Origin of the sequence: Variovorax sp. J22R115, from assembly GCF_030317005.1 — a bacterium.
Taxonomy (GTDB): domain Bacteria; phylum Pseudomonadota; class Gammaproteobacteria; order Burkholderiales; family Burkholderiaceae_C; genus Variovorax.
In genome coordinates, this window is the sequence record NZ_JASZYM010000012.1 from 253,863 (window position 1) to 273,731 (window position 19,869).

General features: G+C 66.5%; 21 protein-coding genes. 11 read left to right on the forward strand and 10 right to left on the reverse strand.

What is annotated here, in order from left to right; translation table 11 throughout:
* Positions 1–57 precede the first annotated feature (57 nt).
* The 4 genes from QTI04_RS22160 to QTI04_RS22175 are packed head-to-tail and all read left to right on the forward strand — an operon-like array spanning position 58 to position 4,475.
* Complete coding sequence (locus tag QTI04_RS22160; RefSeq protein ID WP_286598385.1) at positions 58–489, forward strand: hypothetical protein; 432 nt, start codon at positions 58–60, stop codon at positions 487–489.
* 4 nt (positions 490–493) lie between these two features.
* Entirely contained in the window at positions 494–1,792 is a 1,299-nt protein-coding gene (locus QTI04_RS22165; RefSeq protein WP_286617592.1) for a hypothetical protein, read from the forward strand.
* Positions 1,789–3,252, forward strand: coding sequence for a hypothetical protein (locus tag QTI04_RS22170; protein ID WP_286617593.1), 1,464 nt, complete (start codon positions 1,789–1,791; stop codon positions 3,250–3,252). The genes QTI04_RS22165 and QTI04_RS22170 overlap by 4 nt, the downstream gene beginning before the upstream one ends.
* Entirely contained in the window at positions 3,249–4,475 is a 1,227-nt protein-coding gene (locus QTI04_RS22175; protein WP_286617594.1) for a hypothetical protein, read from the forward strand. Before QTI04_RS22170 ends, QTI04_RS22175 begins: the two co-directional genes overlap by 4 nt.
* Positions 4,476–4,558: 83 nt before the next feature.
* On the opposite strand, the gene QTI04_RS22180 is transcribed toward QTI04_RS22175, so the two are convergent.
* The 4 genes from QTI04_RS22180 to QTI04_RS22195 all read right to left on the reverse strand — a co-directional run bounded on the left by QTI04_RS22180 (position 4,559) and on the right by QTI04_RS22195 (position 7,827).
* A complete protein-coding gene (locus QTI04_RS22180) occupies positions 4,559–5,233 on the reverse strand; it encodes a glutathione S-transferase (protein WP_286617595.1) in 675 nt (224 codons plus the stop codon).
* On the reverse strand, positions 5,200–6,546 hold the full coding sequence (locus tag QTI04_RS22185) for an MATE family efflux transporter (protein ID WP_286599258.1): 1,347 nt from the start codon (positions 6,544–6,546) through the stop codon (positions 5,200–5,202). The genes QTI04_RS22180 and QTI04_RS22185 overlap by 34 nt, the downstream gene beginning before the upstream one ends.
* 143 nt (positions 6,547–6,689) lie before the next feature.
* Positions 6,690–7,268 carry a DUF2239 family protein gene (locus QTI04_RS22190; protein ID WP_286617596.1) on the reverse strand — a complete coding sequence of 193 codons (579 nt, stop codon included), beginning with the start codon at positions 7,266–7,268 and terminating at the stop codon, positions 6,690–6,692.
* 61 nt (positions 7,269–7,329) lie between these two features.
* The gene (locus QTI04_RS22195; protein WP_286617597.1) at positions 7,330–7,827 is read right to left on the reverse strand and encodes a hypothetical protein; all 498 of its coding nucleotides are present in this window, start codon (positions 7,825–7,827) and stop codon (positions 7,330–7,332) included.
* Between the two features lie 100 nt (positions 7,828–7,927).
* On the opposite strand from QTI04_RS22195, the gene QTI04_RS22200 reads away from it, so the two are divergent.
* From QTI04_RS22200 to QTI04_RS22210, 3 genes are read left to right on the forward strand one after another with little or no spacing between them, the layout of a single operon-like run.
* Entirely contained in the window at positions 7,928–10,282 is a 2,355-nt protein-coding gene (locus tag QTI04_RS22200; protein ID WP_286617598.1) for a Tex family protein, read from the forward strand.
* Between the two features lie 47 nt (positions 10,283–10,329).
* A complete protein-coding gene (locus QTI04_RS22205; protein WP_286598393.1) occupies positions 10,330–11,400 on the forward strand; it encodes a phospholipase in 1,071 nt (356 codons plus the stop codon).
* A 43-nt stretch (positions 11,401–11,443) separates the two neighbouring features.
* Entirely contained in the window at positions 11,444–11,665 is a 222-nt protein-coding gene (locus tag QTI04_RS22210) for a hypothetical protein (protein WP_286598394.1), read from the forward strand.
* Between the two features lie 9 nt (positions 11,666–11,674).
* Here the strand turns inward: QTI04_RS22210 and QTI04_RS22215 are convergent, their stop codons facing one another.
* From QTI04_RS22215 to nthA, 3 genes are read right to left on the reverse strand one after another with little or no spacing between them, the layout of a single operon-like run.
* Positions 11,675–12,040 carry a nitrile hydratase accessory protein gene (locus QTI04_RS22215; protein WP_286617599.1) on the reverse strand — a complete coding sequence of 122 codons (366 nt, stop codon included), beginning with the start codon at positions 12,038–12,040 and terminating at the stop codon, positions 11,675–11,677.
* Entirely contained in the window at positions 12,037–12,699 is a 663-nt protein-coding gene (gene nthB, locus QTI04_RS22220) for a nitrile hydratase subunit beta (RefSeq protein WP_286617600.1), read from the reverse strand. Before nthB ends, QTI04_RS22215 begins: the two co-directional genes overlap by 4 nt.
* A complete protein-coding gene (nthA, locus tag QTI04_RS22225) occupies positions 12,699–13,331 on the reverse strand; it encodes a nitrile hydratase subunit alpha (protein WP_286617601.1) in 633 nt (210 codons plus the stop codon). The genes nthB and nthA overlap by 1 nt, the downstream gene beginning before the upstream one ends.
* Positions 13,332–13,418: 87 nt before the next feature.
* On the opposite strand from nthA, the gene QTI04_RS22230 reads away from it, so the two are divergent.
* Positions 13,419–14,405 (forward strand): tripartite tricarboxylate transporter substrate binding protein, encoded by a 987-nt coding sequence (locus QTI04_RS22230; RefSeq protein ID WP_286598398.1) that lies wholly within the window; start codon positions 13,419–13,421, stop codon positions 14,403–14,405.
* A 9-nt stretch (positions 14,406–14,414) separates the two neighbouring features.
* Here the strand turns inward: QTI04_RS22230 and bla are convergent, their stop codons facing one another.
* Entirely contained in the window at positions 14,415–15,281 is an 867-nt protein-coding gene (gene bla, locus QTI04_RS22235; RefSeq protein WP_286617602.1) for a class A beta-lactamase, read from the reverse strand.
* Positions 15,282–15,379: 98 nt separating this feature from the next.
* Between bla and QTI04_RS22240 the strand changes: the two genes are divergently transcribed.
* On the forward strand, positions 15,380–16,255 hold the full coding sequence (locus QTI04_RS22240; protein ID WP_286617603.1) for a LysR family transcriptional regulator: 876 nt from the start codon (positions 15,380–15,382) through the stop codon (positions 16,253–16,255).
* An 8-nt stretch (positions 16,256–16,263) separates the two neighbouring features.
* On the opposite strand, the gene QTI04_RS22245 is transcribed toward QTI04_RS22240, so the two are convergent.
* Positions 16,264–17,400: an iron-containing alcohol dehydrogenase gene (locus tag QTI04_RS22245; protein WP_286617604.1), complete on the reverse strand. Its 1,137-nt coding sequence runs from the start codon at positions 17,398–17,400 to the stop codon at positions 16,264–16,266.
* A 132-nt stretch (positions 17,401–17,532) separates the two neighbouring features.
* Between QTI04_RS22245 and QTI04_RS22250 the strand changes: the two genes are divergently transcribed.
* Positions 17,533–18,468, forward strand: coding sequence for an alpha/beta hydrolase (locus QTI04_RS22250; RefSeq protein WP_286617605.1), 936 nt, complete (start codon positions 17,533–17,535; stop codon positions 18,466–18,468).
* Positions 18,465–19,334 carry a YbgC/FadM family acyl-CoA thioesterase gene (locus QTI04_RS22255; RefSeq protein ID WP_286617606.1) on the forward strand — a complete coding sequence of 290 codons (870 nt, stop codon included), beginning with the start codon at positions 18,465–18,467 and terminating at the stop codon, positions 19,332–19,334. Before QTI04_RS22250 ends, QTI04_RS22255 begins: the two co-directional genes overlap by 4 nt.
* 33 nt (positions 19,335–19,367) lie before the next feature.
* On the opposite strand, the gene QTI04_RS22260 is transcribed toward QTI04_RS22255, so the two are convergent.
* Positions 19,368–19,869: OmpA family protein (locus QTI04_RS22260; protein WP_286617607.1), on the reverse strand; the 502-nt coding region annotated here is incomplete at its 5' end.

Below are 19,869 nucleotides of genomic sequence, written 5' to 3' on the forward strand. Positions count from 1 at the left end.
TCCTGGCGATTGGCTGACACTTTGTGAACGACGGGGTTTCCCCAGAGGAGAGGGCGTATGGCCTATGACGCGCAGCAACTGCTCGACATGTCGCAGCAACAACTCGACGACTTGTTTCGCGCCAGCCCGGCGGGCGATATTCCCTCCGGCGAGGCCGAAGGCACGGCCATCATCGCGCCAGGCACGACCTACTCGTTGGCCATCGCGAAGATCATCAATCACTTCGGATGGCAGGGAAAAGTGTTCGATGCCGAGAACGGCGTACTGAAGAACAAGATCACGGTGATCGGCGTGGAGGCCATCGTCGCCGAGGTCAGCAAGGGCGAGAGCTGGCTCGACGGCAAGGAATGCATCGTCCTCGACTACTCCGACACTTCGCTGGTGGCCCGCCGGATCCGCGACGAGATCCGCCTCATCTCGCCGGACTTCTATCTGGGCAAGGTGTATCTGGGCAAGGACCGGTTGATCGACTTCTGCCTCAAGTTCTGATGCGGTGACTCCCCAATCCCACTTCATGGTGGTCGCGCCGCTGGCCGCAGGCCGCGAGGCCGGTCTGCGGGAATTGCTGGACACCATGAACGTGACGCCTGGCATGGCCGATCCGGCGAATGCGTTGTTGCCTTTCGGCGAGTTCGAGGGTCTGCACTTCGCACGCTTCGCGCTGCTGCCCGATACGACGATGAGCGACCTGGAAGCCTTCGATCTGCCGCGCCCCCATGTGCCGATGTACCTGTGCTTTCTCGGCGAATGCGATGGCCCGGCGGACGAGCAACTGGCCGAGTTCGTCGAGCGCGCCGGCGACGGGCTGCGCCAGCTGTTCTCGCATTGCGAAGGCTTCGGCACCGGCGCGGACCTGCTGGCAAAGCTCAAGGCGCACAGTGCGCCGGCGGCCGCGGGCTACGTGAACTGGATCGGACGCACCGTGAAGCACATCCAGCAGAACAGCGCCCTGCAACGTCTGTTGTCGTCACGCGTGCCGCGCGACGCTGCGGCAGCCGCCATCGACCCGCAGGCGATGCGACGCGAACTGCTGGCTTTCGTGCAGGACGAGATGATCGCCGGGCGGCTCGTCCTCACATCGACCGAACGCACGCCGACGGGCTGGCAGATTGGCAACCTGATGCATGCCGTCGGCGTGCCGTTGATCGGGCTGGTGCTGCTGCCGTTGTGGATCGTGCTGTTGCCCATCGTCATCGTGCTGTTGCGCCACCACGAGAAGACCGACCCCGAGTTCTGCCCGCGACCCGACCGGGCCGCGGTGCGCGAGATGCAGCAACTCGAAGACCACGACCTGACCAATAGCTTCACCGCGCTCGGCCCCGTCAAGCCCGGTCTGTTTCGACGCTATCTCGTGCAGGTCATCCTGCTCCTGATCGACTACGCAAGCCGACACGTCTTCGGGCGCGGGCATCTGGCACGGGTACAGACGATTCACTTCGCGCGCTGGGTCTTCATCGACGGCAAGGTGCGTGTGCTGTTCGCCAGCAGCTACGACGGCAGTCATGAGAGCTATATGGACGACTTCGTCAACAAGGCCGCGTGGGGCCTCAACCTTGCTTTCAGCCACGGCTTCGGCTGGCCGCGCACGGACTGGCTCGTGAAAGGTGGCGCGCACCACGAGTTGCGCTTCAAGTACTACCAGCGCCGGCATCAAGTACCCACGCAGGTCTGGTACAAGGCCTACCCCGGCCTCACGCTGACCGACCTGGACCGCAACCAGCGCATCCGCGAAGGATTCGACATGCATTCCATGAGCGACGAGCAGGCGCGTGCATGGCTGAGGCTGCTATGACCGTACAACCGGTCGACTACGACGACATCCAGGGCCTCGTGCGCTTCGGCTATCCGCGCCTGAAGCAGGCGTGCTTCCTGCTGCTGCGAGTGACCGATCCCGAGGCCGCGCGCGCCTGGATCGCACAAGCGCCCGTGACCAGCGCAACGAAGCTCGAGTCGCCACCGGAGACCGCGCTGCACATCGCCTTCACCAGCGCCGGACTGCGTGCGCTCGAGGTGGCGGAGGACATCATCGAAGGCTTCTCGTCGGAGTTCATCGTCGGCATGAGTAGCGATTCGAGCCGCGCGCGCCGGCTCGGCGACCTCGGCGACAGCGATCCCGGATGCTGGCAATGGGGCGGTTCGCCGGCCGAGATGCCGCATGTGCTGGTGATGCTCTATGCCATGCCCGGTGGGCTGGCGGAATGGGGAAGCAAGGCCATGTCGCAGGCCGAGGAAGGTTTCGAGCAACTGGCCTTGCTCACGACCTCCGACCTGGATGGCGTCGAGCCCTTCGGCTTTGCCGATGGCATCTCGGAGCCCACGATCGACTGGGAGCGCGAGCGACCGGCGCGCGACGTGGAGCTGTCGGACTACACCAATCGCTCGTGCCTCGGCGAGTACCTGCTGGGCTATCCCAACGAGTATGGCGAATACACCGACAGGCCCTTGCTCGACGCACTGCGCGACCCCGATGCCATCCTGGCGCGCGCGGAGGACGCGCCCGAACGGGCCGACCTCGGCCGCAACGGAAGCTACCTGGTCCTGCGCCAGTTGAAGCAGAACGTTCCGGATTTCTGGCGCTTCATCGACGAGCAGGCGCAAGGCGACCCCGTGCGCGGCAAGCAACTGGCCGAGGAGATGGTCGGGCGAACGATGGAGGGCGAGCCGCTCATGGGCCACCCTGAGGAAGCCATCGACGGAGAAAGCGACCCACGCAACACGTTCACCTATCGCAGCGACACCAAAGGGTTGCGCTGCCCCATCGGCGCTCACATCCGGCGCAGTAATCCGCGCAACGCCGACCTGCCGCCGGGCGAGCCCGGCTTCATTTCATGGGCGGCGCGCACCTTGGGCTTCGACGCCGAGGGGCTTGCCAACGATCTCGTCTCGTCGACCCGGTTCCATCGTCTCTTGCGTCGTGGACGCGAGTACGGCGTGCCGCCGCACGAAGAGACGGGCCTTCACTTCATCTGCCTCGGCGCGAACATTGCGCGGCAGTTCGAGTTCGTGCAGTCCGCGTGGCTGTCGGGCGTGCGCTTCGCCGGGTTGTCCAATGAAAGCGACCCGCTCATCGGAAATCATCTTCCGCGCGAGGACGGCACCACCACCGACACTTTCTCGATGCCGGTGGCCTCCGGGCCCGACAGGCGGGCGTGTGGCCTCCGTCAATTCGTTACCGTGCAGGGCGGCGCCTATTTCTTCCTGCCCAGCCGTCGCGCGCTGCGCTATCTGTCCAAGGTCAAGGTGCAGCCATGAACTCGAACGCCAGCCGCCCCACGCCCAGGGCCAACACGGGTTCCGTGCTGCGCAACTTCATCAGCGATTCGGGGATGGCGTTCATTCGGCTGGAGCGGCGCTTCGACCCCTTCTTCAGGCCTGCCTTCGACGCTTTCCTGCGCGATCCGCTGGCACGACTCACCACCGCCATGATCAACAGCCGGCGCTCGAACGAAGGCCTGCGCATCGCCGAAGAAAAACTCATGCCCGACGAGGACAGCTTCACCGACTCGATCGTCAAGAGCTTCACTCGCCAGATGAGCGACCTGTGGAAACCCGGCGGCTTCGAGCGCGGCGGCAACACCAAGACGCAAGGCATCGTGCGTGGGGAATTCATCGTCCACGACGACATCCCCGAGCACATGAAGCGCGGCATCTACGCGAAGCACCAGATCTTTCCTGCGTGGGTGCGCTTTTCCGGGCCCGGTCCCTACATCACGCCCGATATCGACGACGTGGGCTTCATGAGCATCAGCATCAAGCTCATGGGTGTGCCCGGCCCGAAGCTGATGGACGAGGAGAAGCACACGCTCGACATGTTCGCCGTCTCCACGCCCACCTTCGTCACGCCCGACGCCAAGTGCAATGCGGCCTTGCAGATCGAGAGCGTGAAGAACGCGCAGATCTTCTACTTCGTGAACCTGCGCGACCCGCACTTCCTCGACCTGATCATGCAGTCGCTGTTCATCAAGACGCAGAGCAGCCCTTTCGAGGCGCCGTACTTCAGCTGCGTTCCGTACCTGATGGGGGAGGGCCAGGCGATGCAGTATTCGGTCTGGCCCACGACGACGAAGCGCACGCCGATACCGCGCCTGCCGATGCGGCCGCCTGACGACTACCTGCGCAATGCCATGGTTGCGTCGCTGGCGGAAGGCGACGTCGAACTCGATATCCGCTTGCAGATGCAGACCGACCCGCATCTGATGCCGATCGAGAACGCGGGCGTGCTGTGGCCGGAGAAGCTGTCGCCACGGGTCAGCGTCGCCACGCTGCGGCTGCCGCGCCAGAAGTTCGATTCACCGGCGCAGATGGAGTTTGCCAAGCGGCTGTCGTTCAACCCTTGGCACACCGTTCCCGAGCATCGGCCGCTGGGCAACCAGAGCCGTGCACGCAAGCGGATGTACTGGGAGCTCTCCCAGTTGCGGCACAACATGAATGTGGTGCCGCATTACGAGCCGACGGGGGATGAGGTGTTCGAGTAGGGAGGCGGAAAGCTAGTCTGCGTTCTCAATGAGTGGCCGCGTTCCGGTGTTGACCGGCTTCTCCCACCAGGCCCTGTTGGAGTTCATGGGGGAAAGCGGACGCCGGATTCGCCGGCGCGCCACGGTGGATACTTGTCCATCACTTGCCCGAAGACCGGCGCGTTCAACCGCGCAGTGAGCCATTCGCGCAATCTTGGCCACGGCTGTGCATGGAACCAAGCCGCATCCACCTGCGCGAACTGCCGAACAAATGGCGCAATCGCGATATCTGTGAGGGCAACTTGGTCGCCATGCAGACACCGCGAGGCCTGGAGACGCGCATCCAGTCGCGCGAGGAAGAGGGCGCCTTGCTCGCGGTGGGCGGGCGCATCGCGTCCGGGATGGCGTTCGGGGTACTTGTAGCCGTCCAGGTGACGCTTGAAATCTCCATCGCATTCCGCGACTAGCGAAAGCATGTCGTCCAGCGTCCCGCGCGCAGGGCGCAGCCAGCCATCCGGATCGTCGCGACGAAGCGCCCACAGCATGATGTCCAGGCTCTGCTCGATCACACTGCCGTCCACATCGACCAGCACCGGCACCGTGCCCTTGGGCGAGGCTGCAAGCAGTTCGGCCGGCTTGTCGCGCAGAACGACCTCGCGCAGTTCGCAATGCTGGCCGCTCGCAGCAATCGCCATGCGCGCCCGCATTGCATACGGGCAGCGTCGGAACGAATACAGGACCGGCTTCAGATCAGTCGGCGAATCGTCTTCTTGCGCCATACGAAGCGGTAGTAGCACGCCTGCATCGCCAGCATCGCGGTGAAGGCGACGGGGTAGGCGATCCAGATGCCGTTCAGACCCATGCGATGGCTCAGCCACCACGCGACCGGCACCTCGATCAGCGCGATGGAGAAGATCGAAATGCCGGTGGGCACCAGCACCGACCCGCTGGCGCGCATGATCCCCGAGAGCGCGGCACCCATGCCGAAGATCACCGTGCTCCACAGCATGATGTGCAGCAGCGTCTGCGCCACTTCGATCACGGGCTCGCTGGTGATGAAGAAGCCCATCAGCGGCCGGGAGAACAGGTAGCCCAGCACGACCAGCGAGCCGGTGAGCACCACGTTCATCAGCAGTGCGGTCCGCGTGATGGCGCCCAGGCGCTGCACCTGCCCCGCGCCGATGGCCTGCGCGCCAAGGATGGAAGCCGTGATGGCGATCGAGATGGCCGGGAACTGCACATACGCCACGACCTGGTTCACCGCGCCGTACGCTGCAGTCGCGTTGGAGCCGTAGGCATTGACGAAGGACAGCAGCGCGATCTCGGCCAGCGAGACCACGATCATCTGCACCCCGGTCGGCACGCCGACCTTGAGCACCGCCTTGAGCAACGCCGGCCGCACACGCAGGTGCCGCATGAAGTCGGCGTCGGGGGCCAGCACGCTCTTCTTGCGCCGCAGATGGAAGCCCAGCCAGGCCGTCGCGACGACGAAGGAGATCACCGTGGCGCAAGCGCCGCTCGCCACCCCGAGTTGCGGCAGGCCGAACCAGCCCTTGATCAGCGCCGGCGTGATCGCCAGGCCGAGCACGGTCGAGATCATCAGCGTGTAGAGCGGCGTCACCGTATCGCCCACGCCGCGCAGCATGGCCGTCGACAGCAGGAACACGAAGAGGCCCGGCATCGCGATCAGGATGATTCGCGCATAGCTCGTGGCGTCGGCCAGGATGTCCGGCGGCGTGCCCAGCAAGCGCAGCATCGGCTCGGTGAAGGCGCCGCCGAACAGCGCGACGGCGAGCCCGAGCAGCACGCCGACCGTGAGCGTGGTTCCCGCCACGGCGCGTGCCTTGTCAGGCTCGCGTGCGCCCCAGGCCTGGCCGATCAGCACCGATGCGCCGGCGCCCAGACCGATGGTGAAGGCGATGAAGAAGAACATCACCGGAAAGAAGCTGGACACGGCCGCGAGCGCGCCGACGCCGATCATCTGCCCGAGGTAGACATTGTTGAGCGTGCCCGACAACGACTGCAGGATGTTGCTGAGCAGCATCGGCGCGAGGAAGAGCAGGAAGGTCTTCCACAGCGGCCGCGACGCCATGGCGGCCGCGCGCGGGTTGGCATGCGAGGCGATCGGCGGCGGCACCGGGTCGACGACCGATGCGGGCGGCGCGGCGATCTCGCCGGCGTGCTGGATGTCTTCGGCGTCGATCATGCCGGCTGCGGATGCCTGGGACGGCGGTTTCATGCGGCGCTCCATGCGGCGGCCGCGAGCTTGTCCAGATGCGCGCGCAGGTCTTCGGGCCAGGGGCCGATCAGCGTGTCGAAGCGCGCTCGCTCGCCCGCGAAGAGTGCGCGGGTTGCTTCCTCGAAGCCGGGCAGGTCGCCTGCGATCGCGGTCATGAAGCGATAGGTGGCCTCGCGGGCTGCGCGCTGCGCATCGCGGTCGGCGTGCACGTGCCGCGCCTCGTCGACCAGGCGGCGCAAGGCCACAGACGCGCCACCGGGCTGGCGTCCAAGCCATTCCCAATGCCGAGGCAGCAGCGTGACCTCCCGCGCTACCACACCGAGCTTGGGGCGGCCGACGCTGCGCGTCGCGTGTTCGTCGGGCGGGGCGGCTTCCACCGCCTGCGCGGCGGGCTCGTCACGCAGATCGAGGTCGAGCCGCTCGCCGGTGCAGTCGTCGAACACGAAGGTCGGCACCTCGTCGCTGCGGTCGCCTTGCTTGCGAAGTTGCGCAATGACCTGCGAGCGCGGACCGGAGGCGATGCGCCGGAAACCGACGAAGGCGGTGAGGGTGGATTCGGGTGTGGAGGAGGACATGGGGCGCGAATAATACCCGGACAAAAATCGATTTTCAATCTACCCGGATGAAAATTCTGCTTCAGGAAGTCCGGCGCATGCTGCGCCACCAACGGCGGGCGCTGTTCTTGAGGGAACGCACGGCCCGCCAGGGAGCGCTCTGCCGAACGATCGTCAGCAAAGCATCCTTCCACGCCTTCCAGCGCGGGTACCAGCGCGCGAACACCGGAATGCGCATCAGAGCCGGCTCGAGGAGTTGGAAGAGCCATGCCAGGGTCGCCGTCCCGACCAGCTTGGCGGCCAACAGCAAGCTGACGGCGCTTTTCGCATGACCCTCGCCCAATAGGAACAAGCCGAGCAGCTTGACCGGCAGCAGCAGCAACATCGGTGCGAGGAAGGCGAGCACCGCCGCCCAGGGCGGCAGGGCGCGCAGCCCACTTTCGAGGTGCGCCCAGATGGCCAGTCGCGAGAGCTTTCCCAGTGCGCGAGCCAGTGGCTCCCAGCCCCACTCCTCGAACAGCAGCACCGGCACGAGCACGAGTGCGGCGAGGGCGCGAAGGAGTTTCTTCAAGATACGCATTGGCGACGATTGTGGCCCTGGGCCCTATGGCAAACTTCCGCGCTTTATCCGCAAGGCGCCCCGATGGCGGCGCCGCAGGCCTCAGGGACGCTCTTCAGACATGCAGAAAATCATTCGCCAGCTCGCCGCAGAGATCAAGGTCGGCGAGCATCAGGTGAAGGCCGCCGTCGATCTGCTCGACGGTGGCGCCACCGTGCCCTTCATCGCGCGCTACCGCAAGGAAGCCACCGACGGCCTCGACGACATCCAGTTGCGCGAACTCGAGGCTCGACTGTCCTATCTGCGCGAACTCGAAGACCGCCGTGCGGCAGTCCTGAAGAGCATCGACGAACAGGGCAAGTTGACGCCCGAACTCCGCGCCGCGATCGACGCCGCGCCGACCAAGCAGGAACTGGAAGACCTCTACCTGCCCTTCAAGCCCAAGCGCCGCACCAAGGGCCAGATGGCGCGCGAGGCCGGTATCGAACCGCTGGCCGACAAGCTCTTTGCCGACCCGACGCTGAACCCGTCCGATGAGGCCGCCGCCTTCGTGAAACCGGCTGCCGACGGCCTGGACTTCTCGACGGTGCCCCTGGTGCTCGACGGCGTGCGCGACATCCTCTCCGAGCGCTGGGCCGAAGACGCCGCACTGGTGCAGCGCCTGCGCGAATGGCTGTGGGCCGAGGGACTCTTCAAGTCGGGCCTGATGGCCGGCAAGGACGAGAACAACGCCGATATCGCCAAGTTCCGCGACTACTTCGACTACGACGAGCCCATCGGCCGCGTGCCATCGCACCGCGCGCTGGCGGTGTTCCGCGGGCGTGCGCAGGAAATCCTCGACGCCAGGCTGGTGCTGCCGGTCGAGCCCGAGCCGGGCAAGCCCTCCATCGCCGAAGGCAAGATCGCACTTCACCTGGGATGGAGCCATGCCGGCCGTCCGGCCGACGACTTGCTCCGCAAGTGCGTGGCATGGACCTGGCGGGTCAAGCTGTCGCTGTCGACCGAGCGCGACCTCTTCACGCGCCTGCGCGAAGAGGCCGAGAAGGTCGCGATCAAGGTCTTCGCCGACAACCTGCGCGACCTGCTGCTCGCCGCACCGGCTGGCCAGCGCGTGGTGATGGGCCTGGACCCGGGCATCCGCACCGGCGTGAAGGTGGCGGTGGTCGATGCGACCGGCAAGCTGGTCGAGACCGCGACCGTCTTCCCGCACGAGCCTCGCAAGGACTGGGAAGGCTCGCTCCACACGCTCGGCAAGCTCTGCGCGAAGCACGGCGTGAACCTGATCGCCATCGGCAACGGCACAGCGAGCCGCGAGACCGACAAGCTGGCCGCCGACCTCATCAAGCTGCTGGCGAAGATGACGGCGCAGGCCGGTGCGCCGGACGTGAACGTCGACAAGGTGGTGGTAAGCGAGGCGGGCGCCTCGGTCTACTCGGCGAGCGAATTTGCCTCGCAGGAGATGCCAGACGTCGACGTGAGCCTGCGCGGTGCCGCGAGCATCGCGCGCCGACTGCAGGACCCGCTGGCCGAGCTGGTGAAGATCGATCCCAAGTCGATCGGCGTGGGCCAGTACCAGCACGACGTGAACCAGAGCGAACTCGCGCGCACCCTGCATGCGGTCGTCGAGGATTGCGTGAACTCGGTCGGCGTGGACCTCAACACCGCGAGCGTGCCGCTGCTATCGCGCGTGTCAGGCCTGTCGGCGAGCGTGGCCAAGGCCGTGGTGCGCTGGCGCGAAGCCAACGGCGCGTTTGCGAGCCGCCAGCAGTTGCTGGACGTGAGCGGGTTCGGAGCCAAGACCTTCGAGCAGAGCGCGGGCTTCCTGCGCATCCGGGGCGGCTCGAATCCGCTCGACCTGACGGGCGTGCATCCGGAAACCTATCCGGTGGTCGAGAAGATGATCGAAACGACGGGCAAGCCCGTCGCCGAGCTGATGGGTCGCGCCGAGATGCTGAAGACGCTCAAGCCCGAACTTTTCGCGAATGAAAAGTTCGGCCTCATCACTGTCAAGGACATCCTCGGCGAACTCGAGAAGCCCGGCCGCGACCCGCGCCCCGACTTCAAGGTCGCGCGCTTCAACGATGGCGTCGAGGACATCAAGGACCTGGTCGAGGGCATGGTGCTCGAAGGCACGGTGAGCAATGTGGCGCAGTTCGGCGCCTTCGTCGATCTCGGTGTGCATCAGGACGGCCTGGTGCACGTGAGCCAGCTCTCGCACAAGTTCGTCAACGACGCACGCGAGGTCGTGAAGACCGGCGACATCGTCAAGGTCAAGGTGATGGAAGTCGACGTGGCGCGCAAGCGCATCGGCCTGTCGATGAAGCTCGACGCAGCGCCTTCTCGGCGCGACGGTCCGCGCGAGAACCGCTTCGAAGGGGCAGGGCGCGGCCAGCAGGGCCCGCGGCGCGACAACTCGCCGCAGCCGGCAGGCCAGATGGCGTCGGCCTTCGCGAAGCTCCAAGGCTTGCGCAAGTAAGTGGAAACCGTGGGCGGCGGCGCACGATTCTTGCCAGTGGATGCGGCATGAAAGCGCTTTGCATCTACGCCGGGCCGGCCGCCCGCGAACACATCGCCGCGCAGGGCCTGCGTCCGCAGGACGTGCGCACCATTCCCGGTGCGGCCGGTGGACCCAAGGGCCTGATCCTCGGGCCGATCGACCGCTTTCTCTTCGGTGATTGGCTGCCGCAGGCCGTGCAGCCCATTGACCTCGTGGGTGCATCGATCGGCGCCTGGCGGCTGGCCAATGCCTGCCTTGGCAATGCGCGGAAGGCTTTCGAAGAGTTCGAGCACGGCTACATCCACCAGCATTTCGAAGTGCCGGCGGGCCAGAAGCGCCTGAGCGCAAAACAGGTCAGCGCGCAATTCGGCGAAGGATTGCGCAGCTTCTATGGCGGGCGCTCGGCCGAAGTGCTGGGGCATTCGCGCTACCGGCTGCACGTGATCACCTCGCGCGGCCGCCACATCCTCGGACGGGAAGGGCGGGCGCGCACGCCGATGGGCTATCTTGGCGCCTTCATCACCAACAGCGTGCACCGCAAGAGCCTCGGCGCGTGGCTGGAGCGCGTGGTGTTCTCGACACCGGGCGCGACGCTGCCTTTCGGCACGCGGGACTTCCGCACACGGCAGGTCGATCTGCGCGAAGGCAATTTCGAGCTCGCGCTGCAGGCCTCGTGCTCGATCCCTTTCATGCTCGAAGCCGTGCACGACATCCCGGGCGCCCCGCCGGGCGCCTACTGGGACGGCGGCATCACCGACTACCACCTGCACCTGGACTACGGCAACGCGGACGGCATCGTCCTGTACCCACATTTCCAGAAGGCCGTGGTGCCGGGCTGGCTCGACAAGGGACTCAAGTGGCGTCACAAGCCCACCGGCTTCCTCGACCGCATGGTCGTTCTGGCGCCGAACCCGGAATGGGTCAAGGGCCTGCCGAACGGCAAGCTGCCCGACCGCAATGACTTCGTTCGCTACGGCAACGACGCCCCGGCGCGAATCAAGTCCTGGAGCACCGCGGCGCAGGAGTCGCGCCGGTTGGCGGACGAATTCGCGGAATGGCTGCACGGCGGCAGCGAGCGCGACGTCCTGCCGCTGTGAGGCTTCGGCACGGCTAAAGTGGAGGCCATACCGGAGACATCTCATGAACGCGACCCGAATCATCGGATTGATCCTGATCGTGGCAGGCATCGCCGCCTTGGGCACGGGCGGCTTCAGTTTCACCAAGGAGACGCATCAGCTCAAGCTCGGTCCGGTCGAGCTGTCGGTGAAGGAAAAGCAGAAAGTGAACTTCCCGATCTGGGCCGGCGTTGCTGCCATCGTGGTCGGCGGGGCGTTGCTGGTGTTTGGCGGCAAGAAGGGTTGATCGCGTGGCTCAGCGAAAGTCCTGATCGCAAAGCTCGATCGGCTGGCCGTGCGGCGTGCGTTCGGCGGCGCGGTCCCAGGCATCGCGGTAGCGCATCAGTTCTTCGTCGGAGCTGGCACCCTTGCTCGCGACGAGCGACTCCAGCGCCGCCAGCCAGTGGCGGTAGTAGGTATCGCCCAGGTCCCCATCGCCGGAGGCCTGCGCGGCGGTGATCTGTCGGGCCAGCGTATCGGCCCACTCGGGCCAGGTGAACAGTCCGCGCTGATGCAGGGACACGGCCATCGCGAAGGCATGCGCCTCCCACGGTTCGCGGAAGACCGGTTCGATGCCGTCGTCCGTCGGCATGCCGGGCAGCAAGGGCGTCGATGGCGTCATGCGGCGGACTCCAGATAGCTTTCCCACGCATCCACCGACACGCTGAGTCCTGCCTCGGCGCCGGCTCCCCACAGTGTGTGGCCGTCGAAGACGACCGTGTAGAGCCATTGCGGCTGCTCGCCCAGGCCTTGCGCATGCGCGTCGGCGAAGACGTGCATGCCATGCAGATGCTCGACGGTGCCGACCCTGCCTTGCACGTAGCCGGGCAGGCGGGTGTGATGGTCGACGTGGCCGGTCCGGGTCCGCACGCGCTGGCCGACTGCGAAGCGCGCCGGTGCGGTTGCGGGCCTTTCGGTGGCCGAGCCTTTGGCGAGCGCGGCAGGCACATCGGCCGCGTGGAGCACGCGCTTCACGGGCTGCGGCGGATGCAGCATGCGGCCCGCGGCGACTTCGTCCGGCAGCACTTGCGAGCGCTCGGCCATCAGTTTCTCGAGTGCGGCCAGCCAGATCTGGTAGTAACTCAGCCGGGCGTAGTTCGGCAGCGTCTCGCGCGCGCTGCGGCTGATATCGATGTTCCATGAGCCGGTGCCGCCCATGGCAAGCGTCAACGCCAATGCATGCGCTTCCCACGTCGCATGAAACGGCTCTCCCTCCGGCTCCGGCACGATCGCTCCGGGCATGTCACGCCCGCCAAGGTCTGCATGGGTGGTGTAGTTCATCACGCAGCCTCCGGGGCGCGGGCGAGGCCGGTGCCGACCATCGAATCGCGCGTGACCAGTTCGGCCAGTTGCTCTTCGCTCCAGCCCTCGGTGCCGGCCGGGCGTTGGGGGATCACGAGGTAACGAACTTCGGCGGTGGAGTCCCAGACGCGGATCGCGGTCGATTCCGGCAGTTGCACGCCGAATTCGGCCAGCACGCCGCGCGGGTCCTTGACCGCCCGCGAGCGGTAGGGCGCGCTCTTGTACCAGGTGGGCGGCAAGCCCAGCACCGGCCACGGATAGCAGCTGCACAGCGTGCAGACCACCATGTGATGGCGATCGTCGGTGTTGGCCACGGCGACCATGTGCTCGCCCTGTCGGCCGGTGAAGCCGAGCGAGGCGATCGCGGCGGTGGCGTCCTTCATCAGCCAGTCATGGAACACCGGATCGGCCCAGGCCCTTGCGACCACGCGCGCGCCATTGCGCGGGCCGATCTTCGTCTGGTAGGTGTCGATGAGCACGTCGAGCGCGGCCGGGTCGATGTAGCCCTTTTGCGTGAGCACGGTTTCGAGTGCGCGGACCCGAAGGTCCATCTCGCCGAGCTCGCTATGGTCGTCGTCGTGATCGTGGTGATGGTCGTGATCGTGTGCCATGGCGCATGCTAGCGCGGCGGGCAAACCCTGAGGAGCGGCGCATGGGCCACCTTACAGAATGCGCACTCGAGACAAGGGAGATCTTCGATGCCAGCTATCCGCCTGACCCGCCGCGCCTTCAACCTGTCGACCGCTGCCGCAGCGGTGTCGATCGCGGCGCCTTCATTGGCCCAGTCCGCATGGCCGAACAAGCCGATTCGCATCGTCGTGCCCTACACGCCGGGCGGCTTCACAGACCAGATGGCGCGGTTGATTCAGCCCGGACTGCAGAGCCGGCTCGGGCAGACCATCGTCATCGACAACAAGCCGGGCGCCAACAGCCTGATCGGTGTCGATGCCGTCGCCAAGGCAGCGCCGGACGGCAGCACCTTCGGCGTCGTGATCGCGGCCTATGCGGCCAATACGACGCTCTACCCGAAGCTGCCCTACGACCCGCGCAAGGACTTGGTCGGCGTGTCGCTGATGGGCGTGTCGCCGCTGCTCGCGGCGGTCAACAACGACGCACCTTTCAAGACCGCCAAGGAACTGATCGACTACGCACGCGCCAACCCGGGCAAGGTGAGCTTCGGCTCGTCGGGCAACGGCTCCGCCGCGCACCTGACGAGCGAGCTGTGGAAGTCGCTCACCAAGACCTACATGATCCACATCCCGTACCGGGGCGCGGTCCCGGCGCTGACCGACCTGATGGGCGGGCAGATCCAGCTCTTCTTCGACGCGCCCACGGGGCTCATCAACCAAGGCAAGGCCGGCAAGGTGCGCCTGATCGGCGTGGCGAGCGAGCGGCGGTTGCCGGTCCTGCCCGAGGTGCCGACCTTCATCGAGCAAGGCTTCCCCGGGTTCACCGGCAGCACCTGGGCCGGCATGCTGGCCCCGGCGGGTACGCCGCGCGAGATCGTCAAGCGGATGTCGGACGAAGTGGCGCGCATCATCAAGAGCGACGAGACCAAGGCCAAGCTGGAGGCCATGGGCACCTTCCCTGCGGGCAGCACGCCGGAAGAGTTCGATGCCTTCATCGCGGCGGAGACCGCCAAGTGGGCGCAGGTCATCAAGACCGCCGGCGTCAAGCCGGACTGAATCCGGGCCTCAGGCGGCCTTGGCGAATGCAGCGCCGACCGAGGCGATCGTCGCATTGCGGGCCTCCATCGAAGCGGTGCTTTGCGTGAGGTACACGGCAGCCAGGATCGGCCCGCGACCGGGTGGACGCAGGATTGCGATGACGTTGGCCGTGCCCCGGTCTCCCGAGCCGGTCTTGTCGCCGACCACCCAGTCCGCCGGAACGCCGGCGCGCAGGCGCTGGCCGCCGGTCTGGTTGGCGTCGAGCCAGCGCAAGAGCTGGGCGCGCGATGGCTGCGAGAGCGCATCGCCCAAAAGAATCTTTTGCATGTCGCCGAGCATGGCAGCCGGCATGGTGGTGTCGCGAGGGTCGCCGGGGCGGGCCTCGTTCAGAGCGGCCTCGGTGCGGTCAAGGCGTGTGCGCTTGTCGCCGAGCGAGCGCGTGTAGCGCGTCAGGCCGACAGGCCCGCCGATGCTCGCAAGCATCAGGTTGCCGGCCGTGTTGTCGCTGCGCGTGATGGCGGCTTCGCAGATCTCCGCCACCGTCATCCCTGCGCTGCCAACGTGCTTTTCGGTAACCGGGGAGTAGTCCACCAAGTCACGCTGACTGAAGACGACGCGGCGATCCAGCCGCTCTTTCTGCTGGTCGACGCGAGCCAGGATCGCCGTGGCGGCCAGGAACTTGAAGGTGCTGCACATGGGAAAGCGCTCGTCCTCGCGATGGCCGGCGCGTATGCGGCTGCCGGTGTCGAGCACCGAGATGCCGAGGCGGGCGCCGCTGGCCTTTTCGATCTCCGCGAAGCGTTGGGAAAGTTCGGCCTTGTCGCTCGCATGGGCGAGGGTGCCGAGACCGGACAGGCAAGCCATCAGGCCGGTTGAAAACAGTCGTCGATCCATTCATCGTTCTCCTTGAAAGCGGCGTACTTTCCGCGCATCTGGCCGATGGCACAAACGATGGTATTTTCTGGATCGCAAAAGAAAATCTTTCGGCTCGAATGGCGCGTCCTCATCTCCCCCTCAACGCCTTGCGCGCCTTCGAATGCTCCGCACGCCATCTGAGCTTCACTCTGGCGGCGAGCGAACTCAACGTGACGCAGGCGGCCGTGAGCCAGCAGGTGCGCGGACTGGAGGCCCGCCTCGGCGTCGCCTTGTTCCGTCGCCTGCCGCGCGGCCTCGCGCTCACGGATGAAGGCCACGCATTGCTGCCCGTGCTGGCGGATGCCTTCGGCCGCATCGAAGCGGTCATCCAGCAGTTCGACAACGGGCACTTCTTCGAGGTGCTCAGCATCGGTGTGGTCGGCACCTTCGCGGTGGGCTGGCTGATGCCGCGGCTGCGGCTGTTTCGCGAAAGCTGCCCGTTCATCGATCTGCGCCTGATGACGCACAACAACGTAGTCGACCTGGCGGCGGAAGGTCTTGATTTCGCGATTCGCTTCGGCGATGGCAACTGGCCGGGCCTGCACGCCGATCACCTGCTCTCGGCGCCGCTGACAGTGTTGTGCGCGCCTATCGTGGCCGCGCGCGTCCGGCGGGCGCAGGATCTGCTGCACGAGACGCTGCTGCGCTCCTACCGCGCCGAGGACTGGCCAGGGTGGTTCGCCGCCGCCGGAATCGACGCACCGGCGATCCGTGGACCCGTGTTCGATTCATCGCGCCTCATGGTCGAGGCGGCGATGCAGGGCGCGGGCGTGGCGCTCGCGCCGGCGTCGATGTTCGAGCGCGAACTTCAAGACGGCCGGCTCGCACGACCGCTGTCCATCGAGGTCATGACCGGCGACTACTGGTTGACCCGTCTCCGCTCGCGAACGTTGAGCCCGTCTATGAAGCTGTTCCGCGACTGGTTGCTGGGCCAGACCGCCGCAGTCTCCTGAGCGATGCGTTACATCGACGCTTCGAGCATCTGCCGGTAGTCGTCGCGCGTGGCGAGCCGCGGATTGGTCTTGTGGCAATGGTCCGCCATCGCGCCGTCGATCACCTTCTCGAAGATGTCAGGCGTCACGCCGACTTCGGCGAGCCCCTTGGGCAGATCGAGCCGCGCGCACATGTCGCGGATCGCATCGCCCAAGTCGCCGGCGGAATCCAGGTGCATGGCCTGCGCCATGCGTTGCAGGCGCCGGTCCTTCTGCACCGATTCGGCGCCGGCGTTGAAGTGGATTACGGCCGGCAGGAAGAGGGCGTTGAGCGTGCCATGGTGCAGCCGCGGATCGACGCCGCCCAGGCTGTGACTCAGCGAATGCACGCAGCCCAGGCCCTTCTGGAAGGCCATCGCACCCTGCATCGAGGCGCTCATGAGGTTGAGCCGCGCCTCGCGGTCGCTGCCGTCCTTGGTGGCGCGCTCGATGTAGCCCCAGGCGCGCTCGAGCCCGTCGAGACCGATGCCGTCCGCTGGCGGATTGAAGGCGGCCGACATGAATGTTTCCATGCAATGCGCGATGGCATCCATGCCGGTTGCCGCGGTCAGCCGGGGCGGCAGGCCGAGCGTGAGTTCGGGGTCGCAGATGGCGGCCTTGGGCATGAGAAACCAGCTGTGGAAGCCGAGCTTGCGGTGGTCGTCGACGATCACGATCGCGCCTCGCGCCACCTCGCTGCCGGTGCCGCTGGTGGTGGGCACGGCGATCAGGGGCGCCACGCGGTCGGTGATCTTCGGCGAGCCGCCTTCGATGGTGGCGTAGGTCTTGAGCGGGCCTTCGTGCGTGGCTGCAATCGCGACGCCCTTGGCGCAGTCGATGGCGGAGCCGCCTCCGACGGCGATCAGCCCGTCGCATCCGCCTTCGCGGTACAGGGCGGCGGCTGCGCGCACCGCGGCTTCGGTCGGGTTGGATGGCGTCTGGTCGAAGACGGCAGCAGGCAGATCGCCAAGGGCATCGAGCGCCTTCTGCAGGATGCCCGCGGCGCGCACGCCGGCGTCGGTCACGACCAGGGGGCGGGTGATGCCGATGCGCTCGCATTCACTGCGAAGCAGCTGAATGGCGCCGAAGTCGAACTGGATCTGGGTGAGGTACTGGATGAGAGCCATGGGGTGCGGACGGTACGATGCGGGCCTTCGAATCTAACAAGCACGGAGCAACTTGGACACGAAAAAAACCCTTGCGGTTGACGCCATCGAGACAAACGGCGCACGGCGGCTTGCCAGAGGAAGCCTGACGCGATGATCGGGCTCACCCCCAAGATGGCCAGCGTGGTCGACCGCATGGCGCGCGCCGGACGTCCGCCGTTGCATGCGCTGACCCCCGCCGAGGCCAAGGCCGCCTACGAGAAAGGTGCCGGTGTGCTCGAAGTGCCCAAGCCGCAGCTCGCGCGCGTCGAGGATTTCAGCTTGCCCGCACGCGACGGGTATGCCATGCCGGCGCGTCTGTATGCGCCTTCGAACGAAGCGCTTCCGGTGCTGCTGTTCTTTCACGGCGGCGGTTTCACGGTGGGCAGCATTGCCACCCACGACATCCTGTGCCGCGTGCTGAGCGAAAAGAGCAGCTGCGCCGTGGTGTCGGTGGACTACCGGCTGGCGCCGGAGCACAAATTTCCGACGGCGTCGAACGATGCCTGGGACGCGCTCGAGCACCTTGCGAAGAACGCGGGACGGTGGGGCCTCGACGGCACGCGCATCGCTGTCGGCGGCGATAGCGCGGGGGGCACCCTGGCGGCCGTCTGCGCCATCTTCGCGCGCGATGCGGGCATTCCGCTCGCGCTGCAGATGCTGATCTACCCCGGCACCGCCGCGCACCAGGACACGCCTTCGCACAGAAGATTCGCCGAAGGGCCTCTGCTCGGGGAAGCACTCATCAGCTGGTTCTTCGGCCTGTACGTGAACTCCCCGGCCGATCGCGACGACTGGCGCTTCGCGCCGCTCAACGCCGATGACGTGGAAGGTGTCGCGCCGGCATGGATCGGCCTCGCCGAATACGATCCGGTGGTGGACGAAGGCATCGCCTACGCCGACAAGTTGCGCGCGGCCGCCGTGCCGGTCGATCTGGAGATCTATCGCGGCGTCATCCACGAATTCGTCAAGATGGGACGCGCCATCCCCGAAGCCCTCCAGGCCCACACCGACGCAGCCCGCGCATTGAAAGAAGCCTTGCAACCATGACCGAAACCATCAAGAAATCCGACTTTCGATTCTTCCACCGCCTGCGCGTGCGATGGGCCGAGGTGGACATGCAGAAGATCGTCTTCAACGCGCACTACCTGATGTACTTCGACACCGCGATCGCCGACTACTGGCGCGCGATGGCGCTACCGTACGAAGATGCAATGCAGGCGCTCGGAGGCGACCTCTACGTGCGCAAGGCCACGGTCGAGTTCAACGCATCGGCACGGGTGGATGACCTGCTGGACGTCGGCATGAAATGCATGCGCGTGGGCAACTCGTCGATCCTCTTCATGGGCGGCCTGTACCGTGGCGATGAACTGCTCGTGACCTGCGAGCTGGTGTACGTGTTTGCTGATCCCGCCACGCAGACTTCCAGGCCGGTGCCGCCGTTGTTGCGCGAGGTTCTCGCCGTGTTCGAGGCCGGCGAATCGATGCGCGAAGTCGTCACGGGCCACTGGGACTCGCTCGGCGATGGCGCGGGCAAGGTGCGCCGCGACGTGTTCATCGAAGAGCAGCGCATTCCCAAGGAGCTCGAATGGGACGAGCACGATGCGACCGCCGTGCACGCCGTCGCGCGCAATCGCCTGGGACAAGCCGTCGCGACGGGTCGGCTGGTGACAGAGGCGCCCGGCGTCGGGCGCATCGGACGCATGGCGGTGCACCGGACCCTGCGCAGCGGCGGCCATGGCGCGGCGGTGCTGCGTGCGCTCGAAGCGGCTGCTGCGGCGCGAGGGGATCGCGAGGTCACCTTGCATGCGCAGCGCAGCGCGGAAGCCTTCTACGCGCGCCTGGGCTACCTGCCGTACGGCGATCCTTTCGAAGAAGCCGGCATCGCCCACATCGAGATGCGTCGCAAGCTCTGACACGCCGCGTTCCCGCTTCGCCGGCCGCGAACCCTAGCCCCCTTGCTCGCCCGAGGCGCGGATGTCCACTCGGCGATTCGGCTCGAAGCAGGCAATGAGCGCAGTGCGGTTCCTGGCCTTGCCCTGGGCCCTGCAATCGGCTTCAGTGATCTTGAGCTCCGAGAAACCGCGGCCTTCGGTCGTGATGATGTTGGCCGGCACGCCTTGGGCGACCAGGTAGTCGCGCACGGAGTTGGCCCGTGCCACGGACAGGCGCTGGTTGAACTCGGCGCTGCCGATCGGATCGGTGTGCCCGACGATGGAGATCGCGCGCAGCCGGATGCCCGAGGCCTTGAGCTCCGCGAGCGTGTTGTCGATGCGGGTGCGGCCGGTAGGCGTCAAGTCCGACTTGGCGAACGCGAACGTGCCGTCGGCTTTGAGCTCGAAGGCGCGCGCCGCTGGCGGTGGCGGTGGGGGCGGTGGTATCGCCGCTCGCGGGGCGGGCGGCGGCGCCGCCTGCGCCACTTGGGGGGCGGGCCCGAAGGGGATCTGCAGG